The sequence below is a fragment of the Staphylococcus sp. Z5-21 genome, assembly GCF_056529615.1.
Map to the genome: position 1 here is coordinate 1,363,414 of NZ_CP096462.1, position 16,918 is coordinate 1,380,331.

The 16,918-nt window shown below is 32.4% G+C and carries 19 protein-coding genes; 18 read left to right on the forward strand and 1 reads right to left on the reverse strand.

What is annotated here, in order from left to right; all coding sequences use genetic code 11:
- Window positions 1–5: 5 nt before the first annotated feature.
- Window positions 6–710 carry a queuosine precursor transporter gene (locus M1D64_RS06770; RefSeq protein ID WP_002483282.1) on the reverse strand — a complete coding sequence of 235 codons (705 nt, stop codon included), beginning with the start codon at window positions 708–710 and terminating at the stop codon, window positions 6–8.
- 251 nt (window positions 711–961) lie between these two features.
- Here M1D64_RS06770 and M1D64_RS06775 point away from each other — a divergent pair, with 251 nt between their 5' ends.
- From M1D64_RS06775 to M1D64_RS06860, 18 genes are all read left to right on the forward strand, one after another.
- Entirely contained in the window at window positions 962–1,156 is a 195-nt protein-coding gene (locus tag M1D64_RS06775; RefSeq protein WP_011303093.1) for a zinc-finger domain-containing protein, read from the forward strand.
- A gap of 17 nt (window positions 1,157–1,173) precedes the next feature.
- Entirely contained in the window at window positions 1,174–1,431 is a 258-nt protein-coding gene (locus M1D64_RS06780) for a NifU N-terminal domain-containing protein (RefSeq protein WP_002483283.1), read from the forward strand.
- A 15-nt stretch (window positions 1,432–1,446) separates the two neighbouring features.
- Complete coding sequence (locus tag M1D64_RS06785) at window positions 1,447–2,565, forward strand: conserved virulence factor C family protein (protein WP_002483284.1); 1,119 nt, start codon at window positions 1,447–1,449, stop codon at window positions 2,563–2,565.
- Window positions 2,566–2,602: 37 nt separating this feature from the next.
- Window positions 2,603–3,037 carry a bacilliredoxin BrxA gene (brxA, locus tag M1D64_RS06790; RefSeq protein WP_002483285.1) on the forward strand — a complete coding sequence of 145 codons (435 nt, stop codon included), beginning with the start codon at window positions 2,603–2,605 and terminating at the stop codon, window positions 3,035–3,037.
- Between the two features lie 291 nt (window positions 3,038–3,328).
- Window positions 3,329–4,285, forward strand: coding sequence for a thymidylate synthase (locus M1D64_RS06795; protein WP_011303096.1), 957 nt, complete (start codon window positions 3,329–3,331; stop codon window positions 4,283–4,285).
- A 94-nt stretch (window positions 4,286–4,379) separates the two neighbouring features.
- A complete protein-coding gene (locus tag M1D64_RS06800; RefSeq protein ID WP_002483287.1) occupies window positions 4,380–4,865 on the forward strand; it encodes a dihydrofolate reductase in 486 nt (161 codons plus the stop codon).
- Between the two features lie 10 nt (window positions 4,866–4,875).
- Window positions 4,876–5,715 (forward strand): DegV family protein, encoded by an 840-nt coding sequence (locus M1D64_RS06805; RefSeq protein ID WP_002483288.1) that lies wholly within the window; start codon window positions 4,876–4,878, stop codon window positions 5,713–5,715.
- 130 nt (window positions 5,716–5,845) lie between these two features.
- Window positions 5,846–6,373: a peptide-methionine (S)-S-oxide reductase MsrA gene (gene msrA / locus M1D64_RS06810; RefSeq protein ID WP_041080673.1), complete on the forward strand. Its 528-nt coding sequence runs from the start codon at window positions 5,846–5,848 to the stop codon at window positions 6,371–6,373.
- Window positions 6,366–6,794, forward strand: coding sequence for a peptide-methionine (R)-S-oxide reductase MsrB (gene msrB / locus M1D64_RS06815; RefSeq protein WP_002483290.1), 429 nt, complete (start codon window positions 6,366–6,368; stop codon window positions 6,792–6,794). Before msrA ends, msrB begins: the two co-directional genes overlap by 8 nt.
- A 14-nt stretch (window positions 6,795–6,808) precedes the next feature.
- Window positions 6,809–7,309 carry a PTS sugar transporter subunit IIA gene (locus tag M1D64_RS06820; RefSeq protein WP_002483291.1) on the forward strand — a complete coding sequence of 167 codons (501 nt, stop codon included), beginning with the start codon at window positions 6,809–6,811 and terminating at the stop codon, window positions 7,307–7,309.
- The gene (locus M1D64_RS06825) at window positions 7,309–7,530 is read left to right on the forward strand and encodes a YozE family protein (protein WP_002483292.1); all 222 of its coding nucleotides are present in this window, start codon (window positions 7,309–7,311) and stop codon (window positions 7,528–7,530) included. Before M1D64_RS06820 ends, M1D64_RS06825 begins: the two co-directional genes overlap by 1 nt.
- A gap of 155 nt (window positions 7,531–7,685) precedes the next feature.
- Window positions 7,686–9,161 (forward strand): S41 family peptidase, encoded by a 1,476-nt coding sequence (locus M1D64_RS06830; RefSeq protein ID WP_480977430.1) that lies wholly within the window; start codon window positions 7,686–7,688, stop codon window positions 9,159–9,161.
- Window positions 9,162–9,182: 21 nt separating this feature from the next.
- Entirely contained in the window at window positions 9,183–9,692 is a 510-nt protein-coding gene (locus M1D64_RS06835; RefSeq protein ID WP_002483294.1) for a GNAT family N-acetyltransferase, read from the forward strand.
- A gap of 10 nt (window positions 9,693–9,702) precedes the next feature.
- Window positions 9,703–10,779, forward strand: a complete 1,077-nt coding sequence (locus M1D64_RS06840) for an undecaprenyldiphospho-muramoylpentapeptide beta-N-acetylglucosaminyltransferase (RefSeq protein WP_041080674.1) — start codon at window positions 9,703–9,705, stop codon at window positions 10,777–10,779.
- Window positions 10,780–10,791: 12 nt separating this feature from the next.
- Window positions 10,792–11,406, forward strand: coding sequence for a phosphatase PAP2 family protein (locus tag M1D64_RS06845; RefSeq protein WP_002483296.1), 615 nt, complete (start codon window positions 10,792–10,794; stop codon window positions 11,404–11,406).
- A gap of 484 nt (window positions 11,407–11,890) precedes the next feature.
- Complete coding sequence (locus M1D64_RS06850; protein WP_041080676.1) at window positions 11,891–12,553, forward strand: response regulator transcription factor; 663 nt, start codon at window positions 11,891–11,893, stop codon at window positions 12,551–12,553.
- A gap of 26 nt (window positions 12,554–12,579) precedes the next feature.
- Window positions 12,580–13,905, forward strand: a complete 1,326-nt coding sequence (locus M1D64_RS06855) for a HAMP domain-containing sensor histidine kinase (RefSeq protein ID WP_370874425.1) — start codon at window positions 12,580–12,582, stop codon at window positions 13,903–13,905.
- 199 nt (window positions 13,906–14,104) lie between these two features.
- Window positions 14,105–16,906, forward strand: coding sequence for a 2-oxoglutarate dehydrogenase E1 component (locus tag M1D64_RS06860; protein ID WP_041080678.1), 2,802 nt, complete (start codon window positions 14,105–14,107; stop codon window positions 16,904–16,906).
- Window positions 16,907–16,918 lie beyond the last annotated feature (12 nt).

The window sequence follows — 16,918 nt, forward strand, 5'->3', positions numbered from 1 at the left end:
AGTTTTTAATAACCTTCATCTAATTTACTAATTTTTCCTTTACGATACATGGATTTCGCCCAGTAACCAAATGGTACATTAAATATCGTTGAGATTACTTTCAATAGATACGTAGTAATAAAAATTTCAAATACTGCTGCATTTGGCATTGAACCATAAAATGCAATGGTTACAAATAAAGCAGTGTCGATTATGTTACTTATGATCGTACTACCATATGCTCTAATGATAAATGTTTTATCTGAGCTAAACACTTTTTTTATTAACGAGAAGAGTAGTACATCTAAATGTTGTCCGATTATATAGGCAACCACTGATCCCAATGCAATTCTTGGCACAAGATTAAATATTGATTCCAACGCACCTTGCGAAGTATCAATAGATGATGGTGTAAAATGCAGCGACATTTGCATTACGATAATCATAACAAGTGTTGAACTAAAGCCAATCCAGACTGCACGCTTTGCAACTTTTCTACCATAAATATCATTTAAAATATCTGTGGCAAGATATATAGAAGCAAACATTACATTACCTAATGTTGCTGAAATAGTAAATATGTCGATTGTTTTAAGAACTTGGATATTAGCAAGTACAGTTCCAATTGCAATCCATGCGATTAATCCCTGTTTCCCAAACAAGCGATACATAGCTACTAATAATAAAAAGGTAACTAAAAATGTTAGTACACCAAATATTTCGTTAAACAATTTAAATTCCTCCTAAATTTTGATAATGCGGGAGTTTAGAAACCGCAAAATAAACAACTAAGTAATTTTATCAGAAAAAATTAAAAATACAAGTGTGTTTATTCATATCGTACATAAAAAGTTGAATATCTATTTTCATAAATTTAAAGATTAAACAATCCTAGTTACAAATGATATAATGTCTTCAAGTGTCAAAACATTATAAAATGAATCAATCGATAGAAATATGATATTTTAAGTAATATAGGAGCGTGACAAACATTCTTACTTATTCTGAAAAAGAAGCTATGGCTTCAATAGATGATTTAATGAACACTTATTGCAAATCATGTTTACTCAAACATCATATAAGAAAGTCAGAAGGTAAAACACAAGCACATCATTTTTGTATAAATGAATGTTCAATCGGCAAAGAAATTAAACAATTAGGAAATGAGTTACAATAATTAGGAGGCATTTTATTATGGATATTTTAGAAGTATCACAAACACCAAACCCAAATACAATGAAAATCGTTTTACAATTATCAGGTGAAGATTACAAACCGAATACCTTTACTGCAGTAAAAGATAATCAACCTGAGTTTATTAACGATATTTTACAAATCGAAGGAATAAAATCTATTTTCCAAGCAATGAATTTTATCTCCGTAGATAAAAAGGCGGACTATGAGTGGGAAACACTATTACCTGAAGTAACTAAAACCTTAGAAGAAATATAAAAAGGAGTTTTCTGAATGGAAATTGTACGTGTCGAACCAACGCCCAGTCCCAACACAATGAAAATTGTTTTGAATGAGAAAAGAAAAGATAATAAGTCAAATACGTATACAACTATTCTTGATAATCAGCCCAAGTTTATCAATGATGTATTAGCAGTTGATGGTGTGAAATCTATATTTTACGTTATGGATTTTTTAGCTGTAGATAAAAAGCCCAAATATGATTGGGAAGTTTTATTACCTAAAGTAACAGCAACATTAAGCGACGAATCTGAATCTATTGTTACACCAGCACCAGATGAACACTTTGGCGAAGTTAGGGCAGAAGTACTTGAGTTCAAAGGGATCCCATACCAGGTTAAACTTACTTCTAGTACTGAAGAAAAACGTAAGCAATTACCTGAAGTGTATATTGATAGTATGCTTGCAGCTCAAAAAGATGATGACAATATCGTTTTCCAACGTAAATGGGAAGACTTAGGTATACGTTATGGTGAATTAGATGATATTATGTCTGAAGTCACTGAAGAAATCCTAGCACTTTATCCTGAAAAAGATTTAAACCATCTTGTAGAAAATGCTTTAAATACAGATGTCGTTATTCCTGAAAAAAAATACCAACATGTGACGCTTGAGACTTATCAAGCAACTGATGATTGGAAAGAACGCTTAAGAATGTTAAAAGCTTTCCCAACACCAACAGAAAGAGATTTCCCATTATTAGGTGATGCTGTTAGTGAAGAAGAGAAAACACCATTAAGACGTGAAGCGATCGTGTTGCTTGGTATGATAGAAGATAAAGCAGTATTACCTTATTTATTTAAAGGATTACATGATAAAAGTCCAGCAGTCAGAAGAACAGCTGGTGATTGTTTAAGCGATTTAGGATTCAAACAAGCTTTGCCTGAAATGGAAAAAGCATTAGATGATCCCCATAAAATAGTAAGATGGCGAGCTGCTATGTTTATATTTGATGAAGGCGGTCCTGAACAACTTGATGCACTTCGCACACATGAAAATGACCCTGCATATGAAGTTAAACTTCAAATAGAAATGGCAATAGCAAGAATTGAAAATGGTGATGAAGCATTAGGTTCTGTGTGGAAACAAATTGCTAATAGAAATAAATCGTAATAATTTGATGATATGAATTTATAAAGGAGTGTTTTAAATGAATGCATATGAAGCATACATGAATGAACTTGCAACTCAAATGCGTAGTGAATTAACTGGACGTGATTTCAAAAGTTTAGAAACCGCAGATGAAGTATCTAACTTTATGACAAATGTGGGTAGTGACGATACAACATTTGTTGTTATTAATTCAACATGTGGTTGTGCAGCTGGTTTAGCAAGACCAGCGGCTGTTACAGTTGTAGAACAAAATGATAAAAAACCTACAAATAAAGTAACAGTATTCGCAGGTCAAGATAAAGAAGCTACTGCAACAATGCGTGATTATATCCAACAGGTTCCATCTAGTCCATCCTATGCGCTTTTCAAAGGACAAGAATTGAAACATTTTATACCTCGTGAACACATTGAAGGTAGAGATATTCAAGATATTTGTATGGACATTAAAGACGCATTTGACGATTACTGCTAAATGGTTCGTATGGTTATATAAATATCGCTTTTAAATCGTATTGAATAACATAGCGTAAAAATTCATTAAATGGTCATTATGCCAACTTACTGTGTCTAAACAAGCCAATAAGATATAGTAAGTTGGCATTTATTCCATAAAAATAAGTACTAACGCGTATAACGTTTACAAAAAATGATGTATAATTTACTCAAAGTACATTATTTTTACATAATTAATGTTAAATCCTTTAACTTATAACAATTATCCAATAAGATACAAATAAAATTAATTTTGGAAGGAGTGGATTAAATGTTAAATGCTTTTGATCAAGCGTATCATCAATTATGTGAAGAAATTTTAGAAATCGGTAAACAAAAGAATGATCGCACAAATACTGGAACCATCTCAAAATTTGGTCACCAACTGAGGTTTGATTTATCAAAAGGCTTCCCATTACTAACAACTAAAAAAGTATCATTTAAATTAATTGCTACAGAGCTCTTATGGTTTATCAAAGGAGATACAAATATTAAGTATTTACTTCAATATAATAACAACATTTGGAATGAGTGGGCATTCGAAAAATTTGTTCAATCCAAAGACTATAACGGACCCGACATGACTGATTTTGGCCATAGGGCACAAAAAGACGAGTCCTTTAACCTAATCTATAAAGACGAAATGAACCAATTTAAAAAACGTATTTTAAATGATGATGATTTTGCTAAAAAATATGGTGATTTAGGTAATGTTTATGGTAAACAATGGCGTGATTGGGAAGATAAATATGGTAATCATTATGATCAATTAAAAACGGTGATCAATCAAATTAAAACGAATCCTAATTCAAGACGTCATATCGTATCTGCATGGAATCCAACAGAAATTGATACAATGGCGTTACCACCTTGTCATACAATGTTTCAGTTTTATGTTCAAGATGGCAAATTAAGTTGTCAATTATACCAAAGAAGTGCAGACATCTTTTTAGGGGTTCCTTTTAACATCGCAAGTTATAGTTTATTAACTCACCTCATCGCGAAAGAATGTGGCCTTGAAGTTGGAGAATTTGTACACACCTTTGGCGATGCACATATATACTCTAATCATATCGAAGCTATTGAGACACAATTAGCACGAGAAAGCTATAATCCACCAACACTTAATATCAATTCAGATGCCTCTATTTTTGATATTGATTACGAGGATTTAGAAATTGTTGATTATGAATCACATCCAGCGATTAAAGCACCCATCGCAGTTTAAATGAGAAGTGACTTAAAAACATCAATAATTTATTATATAATGCACTTTGTGTTTCATATTAAACTGTTTTCATTTCAATATTAGGAGGAACATTATGACACTTTCAATACTTGTAGCCCATGATCAACAACGGGTTATTGGCGTAAATAACCAATTGCCTTGGCATTTACCTAGTGATTTAAAGCACGTTAAGTCGTTAACTACTGGAAATACGCTTGTCATGGGTCGTGCAACATTTGAATCTATCGGGAAACCTCTTCCTAATAGAAGAAATGTTGTGTTAACTAGAAATAAATCATTTAAACCAGAGGGTGTGGATGTTATCCATTCTTTCGAAGAAATCTACAACTTACCTGGCCATGTTTTTATATTTGGTGGCCAGTCCTTATTTGAAGAAATGATAGATAAGGTTGATGATATGTATATTACTGTTATTGAAGATAAATATAACGGTGATACTTTTTTCCCACCATATACATTTAAAGACTGGGAAGTCGCATCATCAAATAAAGGTGTATTGGATGAAAAAAATACGATTCCTCATACCTTTTTACATTTAATCCGTAAGGGAACTTCATAGGAGGAAATTTATGATAAAAAAGAAAATTGTTACTGATTCAACATCTGATTTATCACATGAATATTTAAATGAAAATAATATTCATGTGATACCTCTTAATTTAACAATTGATGGTGAATCCTACATTGACCAAATAGATATATCGTCGGAAGAATATATTCAAAAACTGGAAGAAAATGCTGATACTAAAACAAGTCAACCTGCTATCGGTAAGTTCATTGAATTATACGATGAACTAGGCGAAGATGGTTCTGAAATCATAAGCATTCATATGACATCAGGTTTAAGTGGAACTTATCAGACTGCACTGCAAGCTAGCGAAATGACTGATAGTAAAGTTACTGTCATTGATTCTAAGTCTATTTCTTTTGGTTTAGGTTACCAAGTGCAACACATTGTTGATTGGAATAATACTGGACTATCAACAAATGAAATCGTTGAAAACATTGTTGAACTACAAAAAAACATTAAACTTTATGTTGTTATAGGACAATTAAACCAATTAATTAAAGGCGGACGTATTAGCAAAACGAAAGGTTTAATTGGTAATATGATGAAAATCAAACCAATCGGAACACTCGAAGACGGAAAGATTGAATTAATTCATAATTCTCGAACTCAAAATGCAAGTGTTCAGTTCCTCAAAAAAGAAGTGAGCGCGTTTATCGGTGATAAAAATGTAAAATCTATCGGTATTGCACATGCAAATATTATTGAATTCGTAGACAAAGTAAAAAAACATTTTTCAGAAGAGTTCAACTTTACAAAATTCGACACGAACGTTACAACACCTATCATTTCAACACATACAGGACAAGGTGCTATCGGTTTAGTCGTATTACGATCATAAAGTACTACTTCAAAGCGCGCTATGACTATACTCAAAATGAAATTGGTCTTATTTAATATATAAACAGTTTCATAGCAAATCGCTTAAAATAATGGTAACTTTATGACAAAATAGATATAGGAGGTATATTATGGCTTATGCGACATTAGCAGGAGGATGTTTTTGGTGTTTAGTTAAACCATTCACTTCATATCCTGGTATCGAAAATGTTATTTCTGGTTATAGTGGTGGACATACAGATAACCCAACTTATGAAAGTGTAAGTACAAATCAAACTGGGCATGTCGAGGCAGTCCAAATTACTTATAACTCAGAAATTACTTCCTTCGAAAATATATTAGACGTTTATTTCAAAACGTTTGATCCTACTGATAACGGTGGTCAATTTTTTGATCGTGGAGAACATTATGAGCCTGCTATTTTTTATCATGATGAAAATCAGAAAAAAGCAGCCGAAGCTAAAATTCAACAATTAAATGAACAAGGTATCTTTAACAAACCTGTCATTACACCCATTAAACCATATAAAAACTTTTATCCAGCTGAAACTTATCATCAGGATTACTATAAAAAGAATCCATTGCATTATGAACAGTATCAACGTGGATCAGGTCGGAAAAATTTTATAGAAAAGCATTGGGGGAAACAAAATGATTAAAAAGAATAAAAATGATTTAAATGAAATGGAGTATTTAGTTACACAAGAAAATGGTACAGAACCGCCATTTCAAAACGAATACTGGAACCACTTTGAAAAAGGTATTTACGTTGATAAAATTTCAGGTAAACCATTATTCACTTCTGAAGAAAAATTCGAATCAGATTGTGGTTGGCCAAGTTTTTCTAAGGCATTAGCCGATGAAGAAATCGTTGAATTAGTCGACAAAACATTTGGCATGGTGCGCACTGAAGTACGTTCTGAAGATGCAAATAGCCATTTAGGTCACGTATTCAATGACGGACCAAAAGAAAGCGGCGGTCTGAGATATTGCATTAATTCAGCAGCTGTACAATTTATACCATATGAAAAATTAGAAGAACTAGGATATGGAGATTTAATACCACATTTTGAAAAATAAGGAGCGAACATATTATGTTTAAAAAATTATTTGGTAAAGGCAAAGAGGTCAATAAAGAAAGCGCGATTTATGCACCAATCACTGGGGAATATGTAAAAATCGAAGATATACCAGATCCAGTATTTGCTCAAAAAATGATGGGTGAAGGCTTTGGTATAAATCCAACAGAAGGTGAAGTTGTTTCACCAATCGATGGTAAGGTAGATAATGTTTTCCCAACGAAACATGCTATTGGATTAAAAGCTGAAAATGGCCTAGAATTACTTGTTCATATTGGTCTTGATACCGTGCAATTAGATGGTGAAGGCTTTGACATTCTAGTTGAAAGTGGCGACGTTGTTAACGTTGGAGACCCATTATTAAAATTTGATTTAGACTATATAAAAGAAAATGCAAAATCAGTTGTTTCACCAATTATTATCACAAATTCTGACAACACAGCATCTATTTCAGTGGCTGATGTAACAACTGTGACTAAAGGTGAAACTAAAATTGTTGATGTGACAATGAACTAATGAAAGACCATTCATTTTATCATTTTGCCCTTACAGCACGTGGGCGTAAAGATGAAAAAGGTGAATTAGCAGAAGAAATATTTGATGATTTATCTTTTCCAAAACATGAAAAAGACTTTCATATACTGTCAGATTATATAGAAACACAAGGGCATTATACTATTTCATTATCCGTTTTTGATGATTTATACGAGGAATATACCGAATGGTTAAAATTTTAATTACTTTAACATTTGAGTAGCACGATTAAAATATATTAAAATAATAAGGTATCATTTGTTGCTGGGATTAATCTAAATGATTCAATCCCAGCTCATTTTATTTGTAATGATTTTTTACAATATTAATTTTTTACATATGTATTGGAAGTGATTAAATGTCAGAAAGTAAAGACACAACTGAAGTGAATCAAGAAGTAAATGAAAAAGCATCATCGCAATCAACAAAGAAACAAATAAATTTCAAACGTAGTCACTTTATTATTATATTAATAGTTACAATACTTGTAACTGCTGTGATTGCAGTATTTGCAACGATTGGGATCAGTCATTGGACAAGTGGTTTAAATAGTAATCAACGTGCTGAGATGAAAAAAGTAGAGCAAGTTTATCAAACACTAGATGATGAATACTATAAAGATACTAGTTCAGAAGAGCTGGGGACAGCAGCGATTGATGGTATGGTAAAAAAATTGGATGACCCTTATTCAGACTATATGACCAAAAAAGAAACTAAATCATTTAATGAAGATGTATCAGGTGATTTTGTAGGTATTGGGGCTGAAATGCAAAAGAAAGGGAATCAAATTCAAATTACAAGCCCTATGAAACAATCACCTGCTGAAAAGGCCGGAATTCAGCCTAAAGATGTGGTTACTAAAGTGAATGGTAAATCGATTAAAGGACAGCCTTTAGAAGCAATTGTTAAAAAAGTTAGAGGAAAACAAGGTACAAAAGTAACACTAACCATTGAACGCGGTGGACAAGCTCACGACATCACAATAAAACGAGATAAAATTCATGTCAAAAGTGTTGAATACCAAAAACATGGCGATGTCGGTGTCTTTACTATCAATAAATTCCAAAATAGTACATCAGGCGAATTAAAATCTGCCATCATTAAAGCACACAAAGATGGCATCCGTAAAATTGTATTGGATTTACGTAATAATCCTGGAGGCTTATTAGATGAAGCTGTTAAAATGGCAAACATTTTCATTGATAAAAATGAAACAGTTGTTCAATTAGAAAAAGGCAAACATAAAGAAGCAATTAAGGCTTCAAATGATGCCTCAAAAGAAGCCAAAGATATGGATGTTTCTATTTTAGTAAATAAAGGCTCAGCTAGTGCTTCAGAAGTTTTCACAGGTGCTATGAAAGATTATAATAAAGCCAAAGTTTATGGTTCAAAAACATTTGGTAAAGGCATTGTGCAGACTACACGAGAATTTGAAGATGGTTCATTATTAAAATTCACTAATATGAAATGGTTAACGCCAAAATCTCATTATATTCATGGAAAAGGCATTACTCCTGATAAGAAAATAGAAGAACCTGCATATCAATCATTAAATGTTATCCCAAGCAATAAAACATATCAGTTGGGTGACGATGATAAAAATGTTAAAACAATGAAGGTGGGATTGAATGCATTAGGCTATCATATTAATAATCAGTCTACTGAATTTGATAGCGAACTAGAGGATGCACTCAAATCCTTCCAAAAGAAAAAAAATTTAGATGTAAATGGCACATTTAACAAGTCAACGAATGAAAAATTCACACAGCAACTTGTTGAAAAAGCAAACAAAGAAGACACCGTATTAAATGAGCTTTTAAAAAAACTAAATTAATTTAAGAGGAGTCATCGGTTTATGATTAGAAAAGCAAATAAAAATGATTTATCTAGTATTTTAAACATTGTAGAAGAAGCTAAAACTATTATGAAGCAAGACAACAACAATCAATGGGATGAACATTATCCTTTAGAAGAACATTTTGAAGAAGATATTGAAAAAGACACACTTTTTGTTCTAGAAGAAAATTCTATTATTTATGCTTTTATAGTTGTCGACCAACAGCAATCAGAATGGTATGATGAATTAGAATGGCCAATTGACAGAAAAGGTGCCTATGTTATTCATAGATTGGCAGGATCATCTGAATATAAAGGTACTGCAACGCAACTATTTGATTTTGCAGTTAATTTAGCACTGGATCATAATATTCATGTGTTATTAACCGATACATTTGCTTTAAATAAGCGCGCACAAGGACTGTTTACTAAATTTGGCTTTAGCAAAGTAGGCGAAGCAAAAATTGATTATCATCCTTTTAATAAAGGTGAACCATTTTATGCCTATTATAAAAATTTAGAAGAATAGAGGTTATATTATGACGAAAATCGCATTTACCGGTGGAGGTACAGTTGGACATGTTTCCGTAAACCTAAGTTTGATTCCAACTGCAATAGAAGAAGGATACGATACCTTTTATATCGGATCAAAAAATGGGATTGAACGTGAAATGATTGAATCTCAATTACCTTCAATTAAATACCACTCTATATCTAGTGGTAAATTAAGAAGGTATATTTCTTGGGATAATATTAAAGATATATTTAAGGTGTTAAAAGGTGTATTAGATGCTAGAAGTGTGCTAAAAAAAGAAAAGCCTGATTTACTATTTTCTAAAGGGGGATTTGTTTCAGTACCAGTCGTTATTGCTGCAAAATCTTTAAAAATCCCTACGATTATACATGAATCTGATTTAACACCTGGTTTAGCAAATAAAATCTCATTAAAATTCGCTAAAAAAATATATACTACCTTTGAAGATACATTAAATTATTTACCTAAAGATAAAGCAAATTTTGTTGGTGCAACAGTGAGAGAAGACTTAAAAACTGGAGATAAACATAGAGGTTATCAACTGACAGAATTTAATAATGATAAAAAAGTATTATTAGTCATGGGTGGCAGTCTAGGCAGTAAAAAATTGAATGACATTATAAGACAAAATCTCGAGACACTTCAAGAGTCTTACCAAGTCATTCATTTAACTGGAAAAGGGCTATTAGACAATTCATATGTTGGCACTAAAGATTACATTCAATTTGAATTTGTTAAAGATGATTTAACGGATTTACTTGCTATTACAGATACAGTGATTAGTCGTGCTGGTTCTAACGCTATCTATGAATTTTTAGCGCTACGCATTCCAATGTTATTAATTCCTTTAGGTTTAGATCAATCACGTGGCGACCAAATTGACAATGCTAAACATTTTGAATCAAAAGGATTTGGTAAAACAATTCTCGAAGATACATTAACTGAAAATGAATTAAAAACACAATTGAGAGAAATTGAAACCAATCGCGATGATATCATTAAACAAATGCAAACATATAAAGAAAGCTTTACGCGTCAGGATTTATTCCAAAAGATAATAAACGATGCTTTAAGCGAATAGGAGGTACATGCAATGAGTCGTTGGAAAAGAATATCATTACTCATTATTTTTACGTTAATATTTGGCATCATTGCATTCTTCCACGAATCAAGACTGGGAAAGTGGATTGATAATGAAGTATATGAGTTCATTTATTCTTCTGAAAGTTTCATCACCACAACGATATTTCTCGGTGTAACCAAAGTTGGAGAAGTTTGGGCAATGGTTTGTTTATCTCTGTTGCTCGTTGCTTATTTAATGTTAAAACGTTTAAATATTGAGGCTTTATTTTTCGCAATTGCAATGAGTTTATCGAGTACATTAAACCCATTACTTAAAAATATCTTTGATAGAGAACGTCCAACGCTACTTCGACTTATTGAGATCTCAGGATTTAGTTTCCCGAGTGGTCATGCGATGGGTTCTACAGCATTCTTTGGAAGTACGATATATATCGCCAATCGAGTTATGAAGGGTAAATCTAAAGCCTTTATGATTGGTCTCTCAGCTTTATTTATCATTATGATATCGTCATCAAGAGTTTATCTTGGTGTACACTATCCTACAGATATTATAGCAGGTATTATTGGTGGCGCATTCTGTGTCGTATTATCAACATTAATATTACGCCATAAATTGCAAGTATAATTCCATTCAATTCAACTTATGTGCATCCATAGTGTCTGATGTAACTTATAATTTATTTAAAAACACAGTAAAAAAGCAGTTAGGTGAATAAATTCATCTAACTGCTTTTATGTGTCAAAATTTATTATAAAAACCGATTTCACAATGTAAAACCGGTTTTTATATTCACGTTGTCTCGCAACGTTAGTCTTTTACGGGCATATAAAAGGGGATATTTTTGAAAATGAACAATCCAAATAAGAACGAAATATGTGGGGGGGAATGTCTTATTTTTGGTATTGATAATCATTTTCAATTACATTATACAACACTGAGAATGATTGTCAATTGAATTCGAATAATTTTTTCAAATTTTATGAAATACCTATATATTACAATAAAAGTGATTAAAATCATGAAGTATTTTAAAAACATTTTGAAATTTTTATGCAATAACTTTCTACAAACAAGCATTTATTATAATATATAATTTGAGGTGCTACATATGACAAAAATCTTAATAGTAGAAGACGAGCAAAACCTTGCGCGTTTTATAGAGCTTGAACTTGAACATGAAAATTATGACGTAGATATTGAATATGATGGGAAGCCTGGTTTAGAAAAAGCATTATCAAATACTTATGATTTAATTCTTTTAGACTTAATGCTTCCAAATATAAATGGTTTAGAAATTTGTCGTCAGATTCGTCAAAATCAAACTACACCTATCATTATCATCACTGCTAAAAGTGATACTTACGATAAGGTGGCTGGTTTGGATTACGGTGCGGATGATTATATCGTTAAACCGTTTGATATAGAAGAATTATTAGCAAGAATCAGAGCTATGTTACGAAGACAACCAAAAAAGAATCTAATCGATATCAAAGGCATCATTATAGATAAAGATGCTTTTAAAGTCACTGTGGATGGACAACCACTTGATTTAACAAAAACAGAATATGATTTGTTATTTTTACTAGCTGAAAACAGAAACCACGTTCTGCAAAGGGAACAAATCATTACGGACGTATGGGGATACGATACAGAAGTAGAAACAAATGTAGTAGATGTTTACATTCGATATTTAAGAAACAAATTAAAACCCTTTGGTAAAGATAAGTGTATCGAAACAGTACGCGGTGTAGGGTACGTAGTAAGACAATGAAACAACGTAAACTTAAAACTAAATGGATGTTGATTACTACGACGATTACGTTTTTAACCATTTTTCTTTTTAGCATCATAATCATTTTCTTCCTCAGTAATTCATTAAGACATAATGAAGTAGATGAGGCTGAACGTAGTTCAGAAGATATAGTTAAATTATTTGAATCTAAACAAATTGAACACGTCACACCACTTGATTTAAATGCATCCTTAGGTAATTTTCAAAAAGTCATGTTATTTAATGAAGATGGTCACAAATTAATGGAAACATCAAATGATAACTCCATTACGTTTTCTCCGAATATCGCACCGACAAATGTAAATCGTATAGCAGTTAAAAGTGATCACAAAAAAGATTATCTCATCATCACAGATCATATTGAGTCACCAAAATTTAATGGTTACAGTGTGATAGTGCATTCTTTAGAAGACTATAAAGCACTTGTAAACTCTTTATATTTTATCGCTCTAATATTTGGTGTGATAGCAACGTTTATAACTGCAATTATTAGTTATTTCTTTTCTTCGCAAATTACAAAACCGTTAATATTGATGTCGAATAAGATGCAACAAATTCGGAGAGATGGTTTCCAAGAAAAAGTAGAATTAAGTACAAATTACGAAGAAACAGACAACTTAATTGTGACATTTAATGAGATGATGCTCCAATTGGAAGAATCTTTTAATCAACAGCGACAATTTGTCGAAGATGCGTCACATGAATTACGTACTCCCTTACAGATCATTCAAGGCCATCTTAATCTCATCAATCGCTGGGGTAAAAAAGATGCTGCTATATTAGAAGAGTCTTTAGATATTTCATTAGAAGAAATGACAAGAATTACAAAACTTGTAGAAGAACTATTATTACTTACAAAAGACAATAATAACAGTAGAGACGGTGAAATTGAAAATGTTGAGATAAATCAAGAGATTGCATCTCGAATTAAATCTTTATCACAATTGCACAGTGATTATACATTTGAATTCGATGCGTTTCCTAAACCATTAAACATAAGAATTGATCGTTATCAATTTGAACAAATGCTGATCATCTTTATTGATAATGCTATGAAATATGATCAGATAAATAAATACATTCAGATACAAACAAAGTTGAGAAACAAACAAATTTCTATTGAAATTACTGATCACGGTGTGGGTATACCTAAAGAAGATATAGAATTTATTTTTGATAGATTTTATAGAGTTGATAAATCACGTTCTCGCAAATTAGGTGGTAATGGATTGGGATTATCTATCGCTAAAAAAATCATAGAACTAAATAATGGTACTATACATGTCGATAGTGAAGTTGGTAAATATACAACGTTTAAGATTACTTTTTAACATTCAAAACTAATTGGTGCAAAATGTTTTTTCTAACAACATATATGTCACCCTATTATATATAAAACTTATGAGCAGAACCAAAGTAAAAAAGGTTCTGCTTTTTTAGTAATAAGTGCGCTATTGGTACTTTAATTTGTATATAATAAGTGCTATTATTGATTTGTAAGCGTTTCAACTATTTTGTGGAGGGTGTAATATGAGCAACGAAAGTCAGGTTTCCGAGGCACCTGTAAATTTCGGAGCAAATCTTGGATATGTTTTAGACTTATATGACATATATCTAGACGATCCTAGTGCAGTTCCAGAAGATTTACAAGTCCTATTTAGTACAATTAAAAACGGTGAAGCAAACATCGCAACAAACACAGAAGGTCAATCAAATGTGACTAAAGGAGATAGCACAATCAAACGTGTTATGCGCCTAATCGATAACATTCGTCAATATGGGCATTTATTGGCAGATATTTATCCTGTAAACCGACCTCAAAGAGAAAACGTACCGAAATTAAACATCGAAGACTTCAACTTAGATCAAGAAACATTAGAATCTATTTCAGCAGGTATTGTGTCTGAACATTTTAAAGACATATACGATAATGCTTATGAAGCGATTGTGCGTATGGAAAAACGCTACAAAGGTCCTATCGCTTTTGAATATACGCACATTAACAATAATCGTGAACGTGTATGGTTAAAACGCAGAATTGAAACTCCATACAAAGCAACATTGAATGACAATCAAAAAATTGAATTATTTAAAAATTTAGCTCATGTTGAAGGTTTTGAAAAGTATCTTCATAAAAACTTCGTAGGCGCAAAACGTTTTTCTATTGAAGGTGTAGATACTTTAGTACCAATGCTTCAACAGACATTAAGAATTGCGAGCGATGAAGGCATACAAAATATTCAAATAGGTATGGCACACCGTGGTAGATTAAATGTATTAACCCACGTATTAGAAAAGCCTTATGAAATGATGATTTCTGAATTTATGCACACAGATCCTATGAAATTCTTACCTGAAGACGGTAGCCTACAATTAACTTCAGGATGGACTGGAGACGTTAAATATCATCTTGGTGGTGTTAAAACTACGCAATCTTACGGTAGTGAACAACGCATTTCATTAGCAAATAACCCAAGTCATTTGGAAATCGTCGCACCAGTAGTATTAGGTAAGACTCGTGCAAATCAAGATACAACAGATAAACCAGGTGCAGTTACTACTGAATTTAAAAAATCAATGCCGATTTTAATACATGGTGATGCTGCCTACCCAGGTCAAGGTATTAACTTTGAAGCAATGAATTTAGGTAATCTAGAAGGTTATTCAACAGGTGGTTCACTTCACATCATTACTAATAACCGCATTGGTTTTACGACTGAACCTGAAGATGGCCGTTCAACAACATATTCTTCAGATGTTGCTAAAGGTTATGATGTGCCAATCATGCATGTCAATGCAGATAACGTTGAAGCTACAATCGAAGCAATAGAAATTGCAATGGCATTTAGAAAAGAATTTAACAAAGACGTCGTGATTGACTTAGTCGGCTATCGTCGTTACGGTCATAATGAAATGGACGAACCATCCATCACAAACCCACTACAATATCATGAAATACGTAAGCATGAGTCTGTTGATATCCTATACGGTAAACAACTCGTAAATGAAAACATTATCTCTGAAGATCAAATGAATCAAATTTTTGATGATGTTCAAAATACATTACGTGCAGCTCATGACAAAATCGATAAAAACGATAAAATGGATAATCCAGATATGCAAAAACCAGATAGTCTGGCAGAACCAATCCAAACTAAAGATGAAGAAGTAAGCTATGAACAACTTAAAGAAATCAACGATGCAATGCTATCGTACCCATCAGATTTCAATGTACTGAAAAAACTTAACAAAGTATTAGAAAAACGTAGAGAACCATTTGAAAGTGAAGACGGATTAGTTGATTGGGCTCAAGCAGAACAATTAGCATTTGCTACAATAACTCAAAATGGTACACCTATACGCTTAACTGGCCAAGACAGTGAACGTGGTACATTTAGTCATCGTCATGCTGTATTACATGACCCAGACACAGGCGCACAATATGTTCCATTACACAATGTGCCTGACCAAAAAGCAACGTTTGAAGTGCGTAATTCACCATTGTCTGAAGCCGCAGTAGTGGGCTTTGAATATGGTTATAATGTTCAAAATAAATCATGTATGACAATTTGGGAAGCCCAATATGGTGACTTTTCAAATATGGCTCAAATGATTTTTGATAATTTCTTATTTAGTTCTCGTGCCAAATGGGGCGAACGTTCTGGGCTAACACTATTCTTACCACATTCATTTGAAGGACAAGGTCCTGAACACTCATCAGCACGTTTAGAGAGATTTTTACAACTTGCCGGTGAAAATAATTCAACAATTGTTAATTTATCTAGCTCTAGTAACTATTTCCATTTATTACGTGCACAAGCTGCTAACTTAGGTACACAATCTATGAGACCTTTAGTTGTGATGTCGCCTAAGAGTTTATTACGTAATAAAACAGTTGCAGATCCTATCAGCAAATTCACTTCAGGTAAATTCGAACCTATTTTACCAGAAGCACATGATAAAGCATCTGTTAAAAAAGTTATTTTAGCATCAGGAAAAATGTTTATTGATTTAAAAGAGTATCTGACAAAAAATCCAAATGAGTCAATTTTACTTGTAGCAGTAGAGAGATTGTATCCTTTCCCTGCAGATGAAATCGATGCATTGTTAAGCGAGTTACCTAATTTAGAACATGCAGCTTGGGTACAAGAAGAACCTAAAAATCAAGGGGCTTGGTCATTCGTATATCCTTATCTAAAAGAGTTAACAACAGACAAATACGATTTGAGTTATCATGGTCGTATACAACGTTCAGCGCCAGCTGAAGGTGACGGTGAAATTCACAAACTCGTACAAAATATGATAATAGAACAAAGTACAAACATTAACTAGGGGGAAGTTAAG